Here is a 17363-nt window from a genome sequence, read left to right on the forward strand (position 1 = left end):
GGCACAGTGCGCACCGACCTCATCAAGCCCCTGCCCGTCGCACTCCTGGAGAACGCGGCCCGTTTCCCCGACAAGGTCGCCTTCGCGGACGACCGGCGAGCGGTCACCTACGGAGACCTCGAGGCACGGACGCGCAGACTGGCCGGACATCTGGCGCACCTCGGCGTCGAGCGCGGCGACCGGGTGGCCATCTGCCTCGGCAACACAGTGGCCACCGTGGAGAGCTACCTGGCGGTCGTGCGCGCCGGAGGCGTCGGCGTGCCGCTCAACCCCGCCTCCGCACCCGCCGAGCTGGAGTACCTGCTCACCGACAGCGGCGCCGCACTGGTCATCACCGACGCCGCACGGGCGCCGCGCTTCCGCGCCGGGCCGGCGAGGGGCCCGGGGACCGTACTCCTCGTGACCGGCGAGGTGACGCAGGGCCTGCCCGAGGGACCGGGCGTCCACGCGTACGAGGAACTGGCGGGCAACGAGCCGCCCGTGCCCGCCAGGGACGACCTCGCCCTGGACGACGTGGCCTGGATGTTCTACACCTCGGGAACGACGGGCCGCCCCAAGGGCGTGCTGTCGACACAGCGCAACTGCCTCTGGTCCGTAGCCTCCTGCTACGTACCGATCCCCGGGCTCACGGACCGGGACCGGGTGCTGTGGCCGCTCCCGCTCTTCCACAGCCTCTCGCACATCGCGTGCGTGCTGTCCGTCACCGTCACCGGCGCCACCGCCCGGCTCATGGACGGCAGCTCCGCCGACGATGTCATGCGGGTGCTGCGCGAGGACCGCTCGACCTTCCTCGCCGGCGTCCCCACCACCTACCACCACCTCGTGACGGCGGCCCGGGACAGCGGCTTCCGCGCACCGGACCTGCGCATCGGCCTGGTCGGCGGCGCGGTCACCGGTTCCGGCCTGCGCCGCGACTTCGAGGAGACCTTCGGGGTGCCGCTGGTCGACGCCTACGGCAGCACCGAGACCTGCGGCGCCATCACCATGAATCCGCCGGACGGCGCCCGGGTGGACGGCTCCTGCGGCCTGCCCGTGCCCGGCGTCGACGTCCGCATCGTCGATCCCGCCACGGGAGCCGACACCCCCACGGGAGCGGAGGGGGAGGTCTGGGTCAGCGGGCCGAACGTCATGGTGGGCTACCACAACGCCCCCGAGGCGACCGCCGAGGCGATGCGCGACGGCTGGTTCCGCACCGGAGACCTGGCCCGGCGCGACGAGGCCGGCTACTTCGCCATCCGCGGCCGGATCAAGGAACTCGTCATCCGAGGCGGGGAGAACATCCACCCCGAGGAGGTCGAGGCGGTCCTGCGCACCGTCGAGGGCGTCGCGGACGCGGCCGTCGCCGGCGCACCGCACGACACGCTCGGCGAAGTACCGGTCGCCTACGTGATCCCCGGACCGTCCGGTTTCGACCCGGAGGCGCTGATCGCCCGCTGCCGCGAGCGGCTCTCCGCCTACAAGGTGCCGGAACGCGTCCACGAGGTCACGAGCATTCCCCGCACACCGTCGGGCAAGACCAAGCGCCTCCTCCTGGCCGAGCAGCCGGGCCGACTGCGCTTCGCGGCGAGTGGACACCACGACGCACTCACGCGGGTCGAGTGGATCACCGCGACGGGCACCGCCGGCGCCCAACCGCCGAGCGGCCACTGGGCGGTGGCCGGTCCGGTGGCCGGTCCCGCAGCCGGGCTCGTGACCGGGCTCGTGGGTGCCCTGGAGACGGCGGGCGCCCAGGTGCGCCACTACGCGGACCTGGCGGCGGTACGCGCCGCGGTGACCGACGGCGACCCGGCCCCGGACGTGACGGTCCTGGTGCCGCCGCCCGCCGCCGCGTCCGGGCAGCACGCGGACGCGGTGACCGCCGGGCGGGAACGGGCCCGCCAGCTGGCCCGGGACGTGGAAACCTGGACGGCCCGACCGGAATCGGAGGCCGGCAGGCTGGTGCTCCTCACCCGGGGCGCGGTCGCGGCCACCGGGACGGACCCGGTCCAGGACCTCGCCGAGGCAGCACTGTGGGGGGTCGCGCGTTCCCTCCAGAAGACCCGGCCGCAGTCGCTGACGGTGCTGGACGTGCTGGACGAGCACGACGGCCCGGACGGCCCGGATGGTCCCGTCCCGTCCCCGGGCACTTTGGCGGCGGCACTCGCGAGCGACGAGCCGCAGATCGCGGTGCGCTCGGCGGCCCTGCTCGTTCCCCGGCTGACGCCGCTTCCCGTCACCGACCGGCCGCAGAAGGCCCCCCGGCCGGAAGCCACCGGCGCCACCACCGGCACCGTGATGGTCACCGGCGCGGACACGGAACACGGCGCGGCGCTCGCACACCGCCTGGCCACGGCCCACAACGCGACCTCCCTGCTCCTCGTCAGCGCTCCCGGCAGCCCCGACGCCACACCCGGCGACGCCCTGCCCTTCGCCGGTACGAGCGTCGTCCGGATCACCGCGGACGCGGCGCGCCCCGAGCCGCTGCGCACGGCTCTGGCCGACCTGGCCGATCTGGGGCAGCCGGTCACCGCGTTGGTGGATGCCGCCGGAGACCCCGGACTGACCCTGTGCGTCGACCACATGATCGCTGGGCAGGACCTCTCCGCCTTCGTCGTGGCGACGCCCGGCGCCGCAGGTCTGCCGGCCGGCGCCGACACCCCGGCCGCGGCCGTCGACGCCACCCTCTGCGAAGCCGTGGTGCGCAACCGCCGACTGCGGAACCTGCCCGGCGCGTTTTTGACCTGGAGCGGACGCCTGGCCGGTGCTGACGCCGACGAGAACGCGGACGCGGACACGGACACGGACACGGATGCAGACGCAGACGCCGGTGTCGGCGTCGGTGCCGGTGCCGATCGGCTGCGGCGGGAGATACTCAACGCCTTCGACGTCGCCCTGACGACCAACCCCCCGGCGCCGCTGGCCGCCCTGCCGGGCCACGCGGCAGGGCGCGGGCAAGTGCCCGCCCTCCTGCGTGCCCTGGACGGTACGCCCACACGACAGGGCGAGCCGGACGCGGCCGTCACGGTCTCCCTGCGCGACGAACTGTCCACAATGGACGACCGCGCGCAACTCGCATTCCTCGAAGACCTGGTCCGCGGGCTGGCCGCCGACGTGCTGCACCTGGCGGGCACCGGGTCGGTTCCCGCCGACCGAGCCTTCCGCGACCTGGGCTTCACCTCGATGGCCGTCGTCGCACTGCGCAACCGGCTGACGGAGCGGACCGGGCTGCGGCTGCCGACCACGGTCGCCTTCGACCACCCCACCCCGGCGGATCTGGCCGCCTTCCTGCGGTCCGAGATCCTCGGCGCCCTCCAGCCGGCACCGGTCACCGACCCGGCCCTGGCCGCCGCCGACCCCGAGGAGCCGGTCGCTATCGTCGGCATGGCCTGTCGGCTGCCCGGCGGGGTGTCCTCGCCGGAGCAGCTGTGGAGGCTGGTGGCAGACGGGGTCGACGCGGTCTCGGACTTCCCCGAGGACCGCGGCTGGGACCTGGAGGGCCTGTTCGACCCGGAGCACCCCGACCGCGCGGGTACGTCGTGCACCGACCAGGGCGGCTTCCTGGACGGGGCGGGCCTTTTCGACGCGGGGTTCTTCGGGATCTCGCCGCGTGAGGCGCTGGCGATGGACCCGCAGCAGCGGTTGCTCCTGGAGAGCTCCTGGGAAGCCTTCGAGAGCGCCGGGATCGACCCGCTCTCGCTCAAGGGCGCCGATGTCGGCGTCTTCTCCGGGCTGTTCGGCCAGGGATATGGAACCGGTGCCGTCCCGCCGGAACTGGAGGGTCTCGCGAGCACCGGTACGGCGTCGAGTGTGGCGTCGGGCCGGGTGTCGTACGTCTTCGGCTTCGAGGGCCCGGCGGTGTCGGTGGACACCGCTTGTTCGTCGTCGCTGGTGGCGATGCATCTGGCGGCTCAGGCGCTGCGCCAGGGCGAGTGCTCCACTGCCCTCGCCGGCGGCGTGGCGGTGATGGCGACACCCGACAACTTCGTGGCGTTCTCGCGGCAGGGAGCACTGTCCGCGGACGGTCGCTGCAAGGCGTTCGCGGAGGGTGCGGACGGGACGGGCTGGGCGGAGGGCGTCGGGGTCGTGGTCCTGGAGCGTCTGTCGGTGGCGCGGGAGCGCGGGCATCGGGTGCTCGCGGTGCTGCGGGGCAGTGCGGTGAACCAGGACGGTGCGTCCAACGGTCTGACGGCGCCGAGCGGTCCTTCGCAGCAGCGGGTGATCCGGCGGGCTCTGGCGAGTGCGGGGCTGGCGTCGACGGACGTGGATCTCGTCGAGGCCCATGGGACGGGGACGGCGCTGGGTGATCCGATCGAGGCGCAGGCGTTGCTGGCCACGTACGGCAAGGGGCGTGAGGCGGGGCGGCCTTTGTGGCTGGGTTCGTTGAAGTCGAATGTGGGTCATACGCAGGCGGCCGCGGGTGTGGCTGGTGTGATCAAGATGGTGCAGGCGTTGCGGCATGGTGTGATGCCGGCGACGTTGCATGTGGATGCGCCGACGTCGCAGGTGGACTGGTCGGTGGGCGGCGTGGAGTTGCTGACCGAGGCGCGGGAGTGGCCGCGTGACGGCCGTCCTCGCCGGGCCGGTGTCTCGGCCTTCGGGGTGAGTGGGACGAACGCGCACCTGATTCTGGAGGAGGCGCCCGAGGACGAGGCGCCGTCGCCGTTGCCTTCTGGTGGTGTGGTGCCGCTGGTGGTGTCGGCGCGTAGTGCGGGGTCGCTGGCCGGGCAGGCCGGGCGGCTGGCGGACTTCGTGGAGGAAGCCGGCGGGGTGTCGCTGGGTTCGGTGGCCGGTGCGTTGGTCGGTGGGCGTGCGGTGCTGGGTGAGCGTGCGGTGGTGGCGGCCGGCTCGGACGACGAGGCGCTGGTTGGTCTGCGGGCTCTGGCGCGGGGTGAGGGTTGCGCCAATCTGGTGTCCGGTGGTGCTGGTGCGCTGGGCAAGGTGGTGTGGGTGTTTCCGGGGCAGGGCTCGCAGTGGGCGGGTATGGGCCGGGAACTGCTCGACTCTTCAACCGTGTTCGCGGAGCGGATCGGAGAGTGTGCGGCGGCCCTGGAGCCGTTCATCGACTGGTCGTTGGAAGATGTGCTGCGGGGGGATGCTGACCCGGGCCTGTTGGATCGGGTCGATGTCCTTCAGCCGGCCAGTTTCGCGGTGATGGTGGGTCTGGCGGCGGTGTGGGCGTCGGTGGGTGTTGAGCCCGACGCGGTGCTGGGGCATTCGCAGGGTGAGATCGCTGCCGCGTGTGTGTCGGGTGCGTTGTCGCTGGAGGATGCGGCCCGGGTGGTGGCGTTGCGTAGTCAGGCCATCGGCGAACAGCTTGCCGGGCGTGGCGGTATGGCCTCCGTCGCCCTGAGTGAGAGCGAGGCGGTTGCGCGGCTGGAGCGTTGGGCGGATCGGGTCGAGGTCGCGGCGATCAACGGGCCGTCGTCGGTGGTGATCGCTGGTGATGCCGGGGCGCTGGACGAGGCGTTGGAGGCTCTGGCCGCTGAGGGTGTCCGAGTCCGGCGGGTGGCGGTGGACTACGCCTCCCACACCCGGCATGTGGAGGACATCCGCGAGATCCTCGCCGACACGCTCGCCGGTATCGAAGCTGCACAGCCGTCCATTCCGTTCTACTCGACCGTCACCGGCGAGTGGGTCGATCAGGCGGGTGTCCTGGACGGCGGCTACTGGTACCGCAACCTCCGCAGCCAAGTCGGTTTCGGCCCGGCGGTGGGGGAGTTGATCCGTCAGGGCCACGGTGTCTTCGTCGAGGTCAGTGCCCACCCGGTACTGGTCCAGCCGATCACCGAGACCGTCTACGCCGCCGACGGGGACACGGAAGCCGTGGTCACCGGTTCGCTGCGCCGTGAGGACGGTGGGCTGCGTCGTCTGCTGGCCTCGATGGCCGAGCTGTTCGTACGCGGTGTCACCGTCGACTGGACCGGCGTACTCCCGGCCGGGGCGACCTCGGCACGGCTCGACCTGCCGACGTACGCCTTCGACCACCAGCACTACTGGCTCCAGGCGACCGACGCCCCCACCGACGCGGCGTCCCTCGGACTGGCCGGGACCGATCACCCGCTGCTCGGCGCGGTCGTCGGCATGCCGCGCTCGGGTGGGCTGGTGGCCACCTCCAGGTGGTCGCCCAAGACGCAGCCCTGGCTCGCCGAACACCTGCTGTCCGATGCCGTCGTCGTACCGAACGCCGCTCTGGTCGAGCTGGCCATCCGGCTCGGTGACCTGGCAGCAGTCCCCTACCTCGACGAACTGACCGTCGACATGCCCATCGTGTTGCCGCAGGGAGGCGATCGCAGCATCCAGGTCGTCGTGGGCGAGTCCGACGGGGCGCGGCGGCCGGTGGAGGTCTACTCCCGTGCCGCCGACGCCCCGCTGGACGCGGAGTGGACACGGCACGCGCACGGCATGCTGGCGCCCGCCGCCGAAGGCGAGACACACGTCGTTCCCAAGCCGGGCGGTGAAGCCACCGAGATCCAGCTGGACGGCGCCGCCGCGCATGACGCGGACCGTTACGGCCTGCACCCCGCACTGCTCGACGCCGCCGTCCGTACGGTCGTCCCGGTCGGCACGGTCCCGTCCGTGTGGTCCGGTGTGGCTCTCCTCGCGTCGGGCGCCACCGCACTGCACGTGCGTCGGGGAGAGGGAGCGGGCGAGGACACACGCCTCCTGTTGAACGACCCCACGGGGCGACCCGTGATGACGGTCCAGGGCATCCGCGCGACGCCGTTCTCTCCTGAACAAGCCGGAATCGCCGGGGCGTTGACGCACGACTCGCTGTTCCGTGTCGACTGGACCCGGCTGTCGCTGCCGACCGCGGACCGGGCTCCGGTCATGGTGTCGGTCGGGAACGGCGGTGACGTCGTCGCGGCGGCAGTGGCGGACGGGCCCGTTCCCGACGTCCTGGTGTACGACGCCCGCGGCGCGTCCGCGGCGGGTGACGTCCGTGCGGCGGTCGGTGCCGTCCTCGCCGTACTGCAGGCCTGGTTGGCGGAGCCCGTACTGGAGGAGACCCGGCTCGCCGTGGTCACGGGGGCGTGCGACGCGCTGGACGCGGCGGCGGTGTGGGGGCTGGTGCGATCGGCGCAGTCGGAGCACCCGGACCGGATCGTCCTCGTGGACCTCGGCGACGACTCCCCGTCTGTGCTCGCGCTCGCGATCCCGAGCGGTGAGCCACAGCTGAGGGTGCGTGGTGGCGTCACGCAGGTGCCCCGACTCGTGCGGGTGCGCGGCACGGTGTCCGAGACCGGGCCGCTCGCCCGCCCGCTCGACCCGGAAGGCACGGTCCTGATCACCGGCGGCACCGGGACGCTCGGTGCGCTGACCGCGCGGCACATGGTCACCGCGTACGGCGTCCGTCATCTGCTCCTGGCCGGCCGGCGCGGCAGCGCTCCGCGGCTGCGCGAGGAGCTGACCGCGCTGGGCGCGTCCGTCACCGTCGCCGCCTGTGACGCGTCGGACCGGGGGCAGGTCGAGGCGCTGCTGCGGACGATACCGGCCGAGCATCCGCTGACGGCCGTCGTGCACACCGCCGGAGTCCTGGACGACGGGGTGCTCACCGAGCAGACCCCGGACCGGTTCGACACCGTGTTGCGGCCCAAGCTCGACGCGGCGCTCCACCTGCACGAGCTGACCCGGGACATGGACCTTGCCGCGTTCGTGCTGTTCTCCTCGGCGGCGGGCGTCCTCGGCAACCCGGGGCAGGCCAACTACGCCGCGGCCAACGCCTGCCTGGACGCGCTGGCACGGCAGCGGCACCGGCTCGGTCTGCCGGCCGTCTCCATCGCCTGGGGCTACTGGTCGACGGTCAGCGCCATGACCGAGCACCTGGACGCCGCGGACCTGCGGCGCAACCGGCGGATCGGCATGGCCGGCCTCACCGCCGCCGAGGGCATGGCCCTGCTGGACGCCGCCCTGGGCGCCACGGCGGAAGCGGACGGCGCGCTGCTGGCGGCGAAGTTCGAGATGGCGGTCCTGCGTGCCACGGCGGCCGACGGCCCCGTGCCGGCGCCGCTGCGCGCTCTCGCGCCGGCGCCACGCCCGGTGGCCGGAACCGCCACCCCGGCCCTGCGCGGTTCCGTGGCGGAGCGCCTCGCCGGCCTGAGCGGCACCGAGCAGACCGAGGTACTGGTCGACCTCGTACGCCGGCACGCCGCCGAGGTCCTCGGGCACGGCTCCGCCGACGCGATCCGTGCCGACCGGCCGTTCAAGGACGCCGGCTTCGACTCGCTGACCGCGGTGGAACTGCGCAACCGGCTCGTGGCCGCGACCGGCCTCACCCTCTCCCCGGCGCTGATCTTCGACTATCCGAAGCCCGCGGTGCTCGCCGAGCAGTTGCGGAACAGGCTCCTCGGTGATGTGGCGCCGCGTACGGCCGCCCTCGCCGCCACAGCCACCCCTGGCATCCCCGCCGCCCCCAGCACCCCCGCCGCCACAGCCGTCCCGGCCGTTCCGGCAGTCCCGGGCACGGGTGAGGAGCCGATCGCGATCGTGTCCATGGCCTGCCGCTTTCCCGCCGGTCTGCACAGCCCGGAGGACCTGTGGCGCGTGGTGGCCGACGGCGTCGACGTCGTCACCGAGTTCCCCGACGACCGCGGCTGGGACACCGAGCGGCTCTACGATCCGGACCCCGATCACACCGGCACGACCTACGTGCGCCACGGCGCCTTCCTCGACGACGCCGCCGGATTCGACGCGGCCTTCTTCGGCATCTCGCCCAACGAGGCGCTGGCGATGGACCCGCAGCAGCGGCTGCTGCTGGAAACGTCCTGGGAGGCCTTCGAGCGGGCCGCGATCGACCCGACGACCCTCGCCGGGCAGGACATCGGCGTGTTCGTCGGCGTCAACAGCCACGACTACAGCGTGCGCATGCACCAGGCGACCGGTGTCGAGGGCTTCCGCCTCACCGGCTCCTCCGGCAGCGTCACCTCGGGCCGGGTGGCCTACCACCTGGGCACCGAGGGTCCCGCCATCACCGTCGACACGGCCTGCTCCTCCTCGTTGGTGGCCCTGCACCTGGCGGCGCAGGCCCTCAACCGGGGCGAGTGCACGATGGCGCTGGCCGGCGGAGTGATGGTGATGGGCACCGTCGAGACCTTCGTCGAGTTCTCCCGGCAGCGCGGACTGGCGCCCGACGGTCGGTGCAAGGCGTTCGCGGACGGCGCGGACGGTACCGGCTGGTCGGAGGGCGCGGGGCTGCTGCTGGTGGAGCGGTTGTCGGACGCCCGCCGCCACGGCCACCGCGTCCTGGCCGTCGTCCGGGGCTCGGCCGTGAACCAGGACGGCGCGTCGAACGGCCTGACCGCGCCCAACGGCCCCGCGCAACAGCGGGTGATCCGCAAGGCGCTGGCCCACGCCGGCCTGCGGACCGCGGACGTGGACGCCGTGGAGGCGCACGGCACGGGCACGACGCTCGGCGACCCGATCGAGGCGGACGCGCTGCTGGCGACGTACGGTCAGGACCGGCCGGCCGACCGACCGCTGTGGCTCGGCTCGGTGAAGTCGAACATCGGCCACACCCAGGCCGCGGCGGGCGTAGCCGGCGTGATCAAGATGGTCATGGCGATGCGACACGGCATGTTGCCCCGCACCCTGCACGTGGACCGGCCGTCGACCCACGTCGACTGGTCCGCGGGTGCCGTGGAGCTGCTGACCGCAGCACGCGAATGGCCGCGCGACGGCCGCCCGCGCCGGACCGGAGTGTCCTCCTTCGGCATCGGCGGCACCAACGCGCACGTCATCCTCGAAGAAGCCCCCGACCTCCCGCCGTCCCCCGTGCCGGAGACCGAGCCGCAGCCGGGCGCCCACCGCTCCGCCCCCATACCTCCCGCACCCTCCGCGCCCCCCGTGCCTGTGCCTGTGCCCGTGCCGGTGTCGGGGCGGACATCGGCCGGACTGCGCGGTCAGGCCGACCGGCTCGCGCGCTTCCTCGACGAGCGGCCCGGTACACCGCTCACGGAGACCGCTCACGCGCTCGCCACCACACGCGCCCAACTCGACCACCGAGCCGTAGTCCTGGCCTCCGACCGGCACCAGCTCAGCGCCGACCTCACCACCCTCGCGCAGGGCGGAGTGACCCCCGCGGCCGTCACCGGCACCCCCACCACGGGCAAACTGGCCGTCCTCTTCACCGGCCAGGGCAGCCAGTGGGCCGGCATGGGCCGCCAACTCGCCGAGACCTTCCCGGTCTTCAGGGACGTCTTCGACGCCGCGTGCGATGCCGTCGACACACATCTGCGCGGACACGCGGACCGCCCGCTGCGCGAGGTCGTCCTCGGCGCTCCCGCAGCTCCCGGCAGCGAGCTGCTCGACCGCACCATGTACACGCAGGGGGCCCTGTTCGCCCTGGAGACCGCGCTGTACCGGCTCTTCGAATCCTGGGGAGTACGCCCGGACCTCTTCGCCGGACACTCCGTCGGGGAGATCACCGCCGCACACGTCTCCGGCGTCCTCCGCCTGGAGGACGCCGCCGAACTCGTCGCCGCACGCGGCCGGCTGATGCAGGCCCTGCCCGAAGGCGGCGCGATGGTCGCCGTCAAGGCCACCGAGACCGACCTCGCGCCGCTCCTCGCCCGGGCACAGGGAGAGGTCTGCGTCGCCGCGGTGAACGGCCCCGACGCGCTGGTGCTCTCCGGCGCCGAGGACGCCGTGCTCGCCGTCTCCGGCGAACTGAGCCGGCGCGGCCACAAGACACACAGGCTGACCGTCAGCCACGCCTTCCACTCCTCGCTGATGGAACCCATGGTCGACGAGTTCCGTACCGTCGCGGAGCGCCTGCCCTACCAGCCCGGTGCCGTGCGCGTCGTCTCCACCGTGACCGGCGAACTCGCCGGAGACGGACAGCTCACCACCCCCGGCTACTGGGTCGACCAGGCCCGCGCCGCGGTGCGCTTCGGCGACGCCCTCACCACGCTCGGCGAACAGGGCGCCACGACCTTCCTCGAACTGGGCCCCGGAGGCGTCCTCGCCGCACTGGCCCTCGGCTCGCCCGGCGTCCAGGAGGAGGGCTGCGTCGCCACCCTCCGCAAGGACGGCGCCGAACCCGCCGACGTCCTGACGGCGCTCGCGCACCTGCATGTGCGCGGGGTACCCCTGGACTGGCCGGCCGTCCTCGGACGTACGACGCCCGCCACCGCCACCGGGACCGAGCTGCCCACCTACGCGTTCCAGCACCAGCGGTACTGGGTCGACACCGACGCCACCACGACGGGCGGAGCCGAGGCCCTCGGCACCGTCGGCGCCGGACACCCGCTGCTCGGCACCGTCGTCGACATGCCCGGCGACCACGGCCCCGGCGGCGTCGTCCTCACCGGACGGCTGTCGCCGCGCACCCGGGGCCTGCACACCGCGCACCCGGCGGCGGACGGCGCCACCAGGGCCCCGGCCGCCGCTCTGCTGGAGATGCTCGTGAGGGCCGGCGACGAAGTGGGCTGCGGAGCCCTCGAAGACGTCACCGTCGAGACGCCGCTGTCCGTACCGGAGCACGGCCACACCGACATACGGGTCTCGGTCGACGCCCCTGGCCCGGACGGGCGTCGCCGCGCCGCCGTCCACGGCCGCACACTCGACCCCGAGCACGGACCGTGGACGTGCCACGCCCGCGCCGTCCTGGTCCCCGGAACGCCGAGACCGGACTTCGACCTGCGGTCCTGGCCGCCGCCCGCGGACGGTGCCGGCTCGCTGCCCGGCGCGCACCGCGTGTGGCAACGGGACGGACACACCTTCGCGGAACTCGCCCTTTCCGACACCTCGGCCGAGGAGGCCGCCGAGTTCACACTCCATCCGATGCTCGTCGACGCCGCGCTGCGCGTACTGGACGCCCACATCGCGGGAGGGCCACCCACGGCCGACACCCGACGCGGCGCCCGTGTCCTGTCCGACTGCGCCACTGTGGCGGTGTACGCGGAAGGCGCCGACACGCTGCGACTGCGGATCACTCCGGTGGAGGGCGACCGGCATCTCCTGGAGCTGGCGGACTCCTCCGGCGAGCCCGTCGCCGTACTGGGACCGCTGACCCTGGGCCCCGCCCCCGAAGCGCGGACCCAAGAGCACGCGGCGCCGCGCGCGGACGACACCACTGCCACCGACGCTTCTTCGGCTACGGCTACGGCTACATCCGCATTCGCATCCACGGCCGGCCCGTCACGGCGAGTGGTGGCACGCAGTGGAACGGCCGACGAGGAGTTCGCCGGACGGCTGGCCGGCCTCTCGGCCCAGGAGCAGCACCGCCTGGTGACGGACCTGCTCAAGGAGAGCGTCGCCGTCGTGCTCGGCCACCGGGACCCGGACGCGTTCGACTGGGACGCCCAGCAGTCCTTCAAGGGTCTCGGCTTCGACTCGCTCGGCGCGGTCAAGCTCCGCAATCGGCTCCGTGACCTCACCGGCGTCGAACTGCCCGCCACGCTCGTGTTCGACTACCCCACCCCTGAAGCACTGGTCGGCCACCTACGAGCCGAACTGCTCGGCGAGCAGCCGCGGACACCCGCCCCGGCCACCGTGGTCGCGCCGGCCACGGACGAGCCCATCGCGATCGTCGCCATGAGCACACGGCTGCCGGGCGGGGTGGACAGTCCCGAAGCACTGTGGGAACTCGTGACGGAACGGCGGGACGCGATCTCCGGCTTCCCCCTGGACCGTGACTGGGACCTCGACGGCCTGTATCACCCGGACCCGGACCACCCCGGTACGAGCTACACCCGCTCCGGCGGATTCCTGCACGAGGCCGCGCGGTTCGACGCCGCGCTGTTCGGGATCTCGCCGCGCGAGGCGCTGGCGATGGACCCACAGCAGCGACTGCTCCTGGAGACGTCGTGGGAGGCGCTGGAACGGGCGGGCATCGACCCGCTCTCCACCAGAGGCAGTGACATCGGCGTCTTCACCGGGATCGTCCACCACGACTATGTCACCCGGCTCCGCCACGTGCCCGAAGAAGTACAGGGCTATCTCATGACCGGTACGGCGTCGAGTGTGGCGTCGGGCCGGGTGTCGTACGTCTTCGGCTTCGAGGGGCCCGCGGTCACCGTGGACACCGCCTGTTCGTCGTCGCTGGTGGCGATGCATCTGGCCGCGCAGGCGCTGCGCCAGGGCGAGTGCTCCATGGCGCTCGCCGGCGGCGCGACCGTCATGGCCGGCCCGGACGCCTTCATGGAGTTCTCGCGTCAACGCGGCTTGTCCGCGGACGGTCGTTGCAAGGCGTTCGCGGAGGGTGCGGACGGGACGGGTTGGGCGGAGGGCGTCGGGGTCGTGGTCCTGGAGCGTCTGTCGGTGGCGCGGGAGCGTGGGCACCGGGTGCTCGCGGTGCTGCGGGGCAGTGCGGTGAACCAGGACGGCGCGTCCAACGGCCTGACGGCTCCGAACGGTCCTTCGCAGCAGCGGGTGATCCGGCGGGCCCTGGCCAATGCCCGTATCGCCGCGACGGACGTGGACGTCGTCGAGGCTCATGGGACGGGGACGGCGCTGGGTGACCCGATCGAGGCGCAGGCGTTGCTGGCCACGTACGGCAAGGGGCGTGAGGCGGGGCGGCCTTTGTGGCTGGGCTCGTTGAAGTCGAACATCGGGCACACGCAGGCGGCCGCGGGTGTGGCTGGTGTGATCAAGATGGTGCAGGCGTTGCGGCATGGTGTGATGCCGGCGACGTTGCATGTGGATGCGCCGACGTCGCAGGTGGACTGGTCGGCGGGCGGCGTGGAGTTGCTGACCGAGGCGCGGGAGTGGCCGCGTGACGGTCGTCCTCGCCGGGCGGGCGTGTCCTCGTTCGGGGCCAGCGGGACCAATGCGCATCTGATTCTGGAGGAGGCGCCTGCCGAGGAGGCGGAGGCGTCGCAGCCGTCGCCCTCTGGTGGTGTGGTGCCGTTGGTGGTGTCGGCGCGTAGTGCGGGGTCGCTGGCCGGGCAGGCCGGGCGGCTCGCGGCCTTCCTCGAGGAAGCCGGTGAGCATTCTCTGACGGGCGTCGCCGGTGCGTTGGTCGGTGGGCGTGCGGTGCTGGGTGAGCGTGCGGTGGTGGTGGCCGGCTCCGACGACGAGGCGCTGGTTGGTCTGCGGGCCCTGGCGCGGGGCGAGGGTTGCGCCAATCTGGTGTCTGGTGGCGCTGGTGCGCTGGGCAAGGTCGTGTGGGTGTTCCCGGGGCAGGGCTCGCAGTGGGCGGGTATGGGCCGGGAACTGCTGAACGCGTCGCCGGTGTTCGCGGAGCGGATCGGAGAGTGCGCGGCGGCCCTGGAGCCGTTCATCGACTGGTCACTCGTCGAGGTGCTGCGCGGGGATGCTGACCCGGGCCTGCTGGAGCGGGTCGATGTCCTTCAGCCGGCCAGTTTCGCTGTGATGGTGGGTCTGGCGGCGGTGTGGGCGTCGGTGGGTGTTGAGCCCGACGCGGTGCTGGGGCATTCGCAGGGTGAGATCGCTGCCGCGTGTGTGTCGGGTGCGTTGTCGCTGGAGGATGCGGCACGCGTGGTGGCGCTGCGCAGTCAGGCCATCGGCGAACATCTCGCCGGGCGTGGCGGTATGGCCTCCGTCGCCCTGAGCGAGAGCGAGGCGGTTGCGCGGCTGGAGCGTTGGGCGGACCGGGTCGAGGTCGCGGCCCTCAACGGACCGTCCTCCGTGGTGATCGCTGGTGATGCCGGGGCGCTGGACGAGGCGTTGGAGGCCCTGGCCGCTGAAGGTGTCCGAGTCCGGCGGGTGGCGGTGGACTACGCCTCCCACACCCGGCACGTGGAGGACATCCGCGAGATCCTCGCCGACACACTCGCCGGTATCGAAGCTGCACAGCCGTCCATTCCGTTCTACTCGACCGTCACAGGCGAGTGGATCGACCAGGCCGGTGTCCTGGACGGCGGCTACTGGTATCGCAACCTCCGGAGCCAGGTGGGCTTCGGTCCCGCTGTCGCCGGCCTCCTGGAACAGGGCCACGGTGTCTTCGTCGAGGTCAGTGCCCACCCGGTACTCGTCCAGCCGATCACCGAGACCGTCTACGCCGCCGACGGGGACACGGAAGCCGTGGTCACCGGTTCGCTGCGCCGTGAGGACGGAGGGCTGCGTCGTCTGCTGGCCTCGATGGCCGAGCTGTTCGTGCGCGGCGTCACCGTCGACTGGACCGGCGTACTCCCGGCCGGGGCTGCCTCGGCACGGCTCGACCTGCCGACGTACGCCTTCGACCACCAGCACTACTGGCTCCAGGAGGCGGAGGGGGCCGACGGGGCCGCCGACACCACGGAAGGTGCGGACTCCGATTTCTGGGAGGCGGTGGAGCACGCCGATCTGAACGCCCTCACCGAAATCCTGGAGACGGCGTCGGCCGAGGAACGCGACGCGCTGAGCAGTGTCGTGCCCGTCCTCGCCGAGTGGCGTGGGAGGCGGCGTGAGCGGTCCAGTGCGGAGAAGTTGCGCTATCACGTCACCTGGCAGCCGCTGGAACGCGAAGCCGCCGGTGTGCCGAGTGGGCGGTGGCTGGTCGTCGTACCGGCCGAGCGCCCGGACGACACCGCCCTCGACGCACTCCTGGATGAGCTGACCGGTCAAGGGTTCGGCATGGTTCTGCTGGAGGTCGATGACTCCGACCGGACGCGTGAACGCCTCGCCGAGCGGCTGGCCACCGTCTCGGCCGGACACGATGTGTCCGGAGTGCTGTCGCTGCTCGCCCTGGACGAGCGGACGTCGGGTGGCCCGCAGGACCCGCTCGCCGTCACGGCCTCGACGCTCGCGCTGATCCAGGCCCTGGCGGACAGCCCTGTCACCCAGCCTCTGTGGTGCCTCACCCGGGGCGCGGTGAACATCGGCATTCACGACACGCTCACCTCGCCGGCCCAGGCGGCCCTGTGGGGTCTCGGCCGGGCCGCCGCTCTCGAACACCTCGACCGGTGGGGCGGTCTGGTCGACCTGCCCGCCAGGACGGACGCGCGTACGGCCCAGTACCTGCTCGGTGTACTGAACGGTGCCGGCGATGAAGACCAGCTGGCGGTCCGGCGCTCGGGTGTCTACAGCCGCCGCCTGGTGCGCAAGCCGGCGCCGGACTCGGCGGCCGGTGACGGCCGCTGGCAGCCGCGGGGCACCGTCCTGGTGACCGGTGGGGCCGAAGGGCTCGGCAGACACGTCGCGGTGCGGCTCGCACTCGCCGGCGCCGACCGGCTCGTCGTCACCACCACCGCGCAGGCACCCGAGAGGGCCGTGCCGGAGCTGAGTGCCGAACTGGCCGGGCTCGGTCTGGCCACGACGGTGGAGTCCTGTGCGGACACGGACCGGGACGCCGTCACCCGTCTGCTGGCCGGTACGGAACAGCCGCTCACCGCCGTCGTGCACGCCGCCGACATCACCCGGACCAGCTCCATCGACGACACCGGCGTGGCGGATCTCGCCGAGGTGTTCGCGGCCAAGGTGGACACCGCCGTGTGGCTGGACGAGCAGTTCGAGGACACGCCGCTCGACGCGTTCGTGGTGTTCTCCTCGATCGCCGGTGTGTGGGGCGGTGGCGGGCAGGGCCCGTCCGGAGCGGCCAACGCCGTCCTCGACGCCCTGGTCGAGTGGCGACGCGCCCGAGGGCTGAAGGCGACGGCGATCGCCTGCGGCGCGCTCGACGAGATCGGCGTGGGCATGGACGAGACCGCCCTCGCCCAGCTGCGGCGACGCGGCGTGCTTCCCGTGGCGCCGCAGCTGGCGGTGACCGCGATGATCCAGGCGGTGCAGGTCAACGAGAAGTTCGTGACCGTGGCCGACATGGACTGGGGTGCCTTCGTCCCGGCGTTCACCTCGGTCCGCACCAGCCCCCTGTTCGCCGATCTGCCCGAGGCGAAGGCGGTGCTGCGGGCGGCGCGGCGCGACAGCGAGGACAGTGACGCCGCCGCGACCCTCGCCGACTCGCTGCGGGCCGTCACGGACACCGAGCAGAACCGGATCCTGCTCCGCCTGGTGCGCGGCCACGCCTCCGTCGTCCTCGGCCACGGCGGTGCGGAGGGCATCGGCCCGCGCCAGGCGTTCCAGGAGGTCGGCTTCGACTCGCTGGCCGCCGTGAACCTGCGCAACAGCCTCGGCACGGCCACCGGACTGCGGCTGCCCGCCACGCTGATCTTCGACTACCCCACTCCGGAGGCACTGGTCGGCTATCTGCGTACCGAGCTCCTCCAGCAGGCCGACGACGGGCCGGACGAGCACGAGGACGAACTCAGGCAGGTTCTGGCGTCCGTGCCGTTCGCCCGCTTCAAGGAGGCCGGCGTACTCGACGCCCTCCTGGCTCTCGCCGACAACTCCGACGGCGACGGCAGCGACGACGGCAAGGACAACGACACCGACGACGAGAACGCGGACGCGTCGCCCGCCGGGGTGCCGCGGGCCGGCACCGAGGAACTGATCGACGCAATGGACGTTGCCGACCTGGTGCAACGGGCTTTGGGCAAGACGAGCTGATC

General features: G+C 72.8%; 1 protein-coding gene. It reads left to right on the forward strand.

Features of this window, described 5'->3' with window-relative positions; all coding sequences use genetic code 11:
* The first annotated feature begins 6 nt into the window (after positions 1–6).
* On the forward strand, positions 7–17361 hold the full coding sequence (locus QC283_RS12515; RefSeq protein ID WP_279561535.1) for a type I polyketide synthase: 17355 nt from the start codon (positions 7–9) through the stop codon (positions 17359–17361).
* Positions 17362–17363 lie beyond the last annotated feature (2 nt).

This window comes from Streptomyces sp. DH41 (genome assembly GCF_029813785.1).
GTDB lineage: Bacteria > Actinomycetota > Actinomycetes > Streptomycetales > Streptomycetaceae > Streptomyces.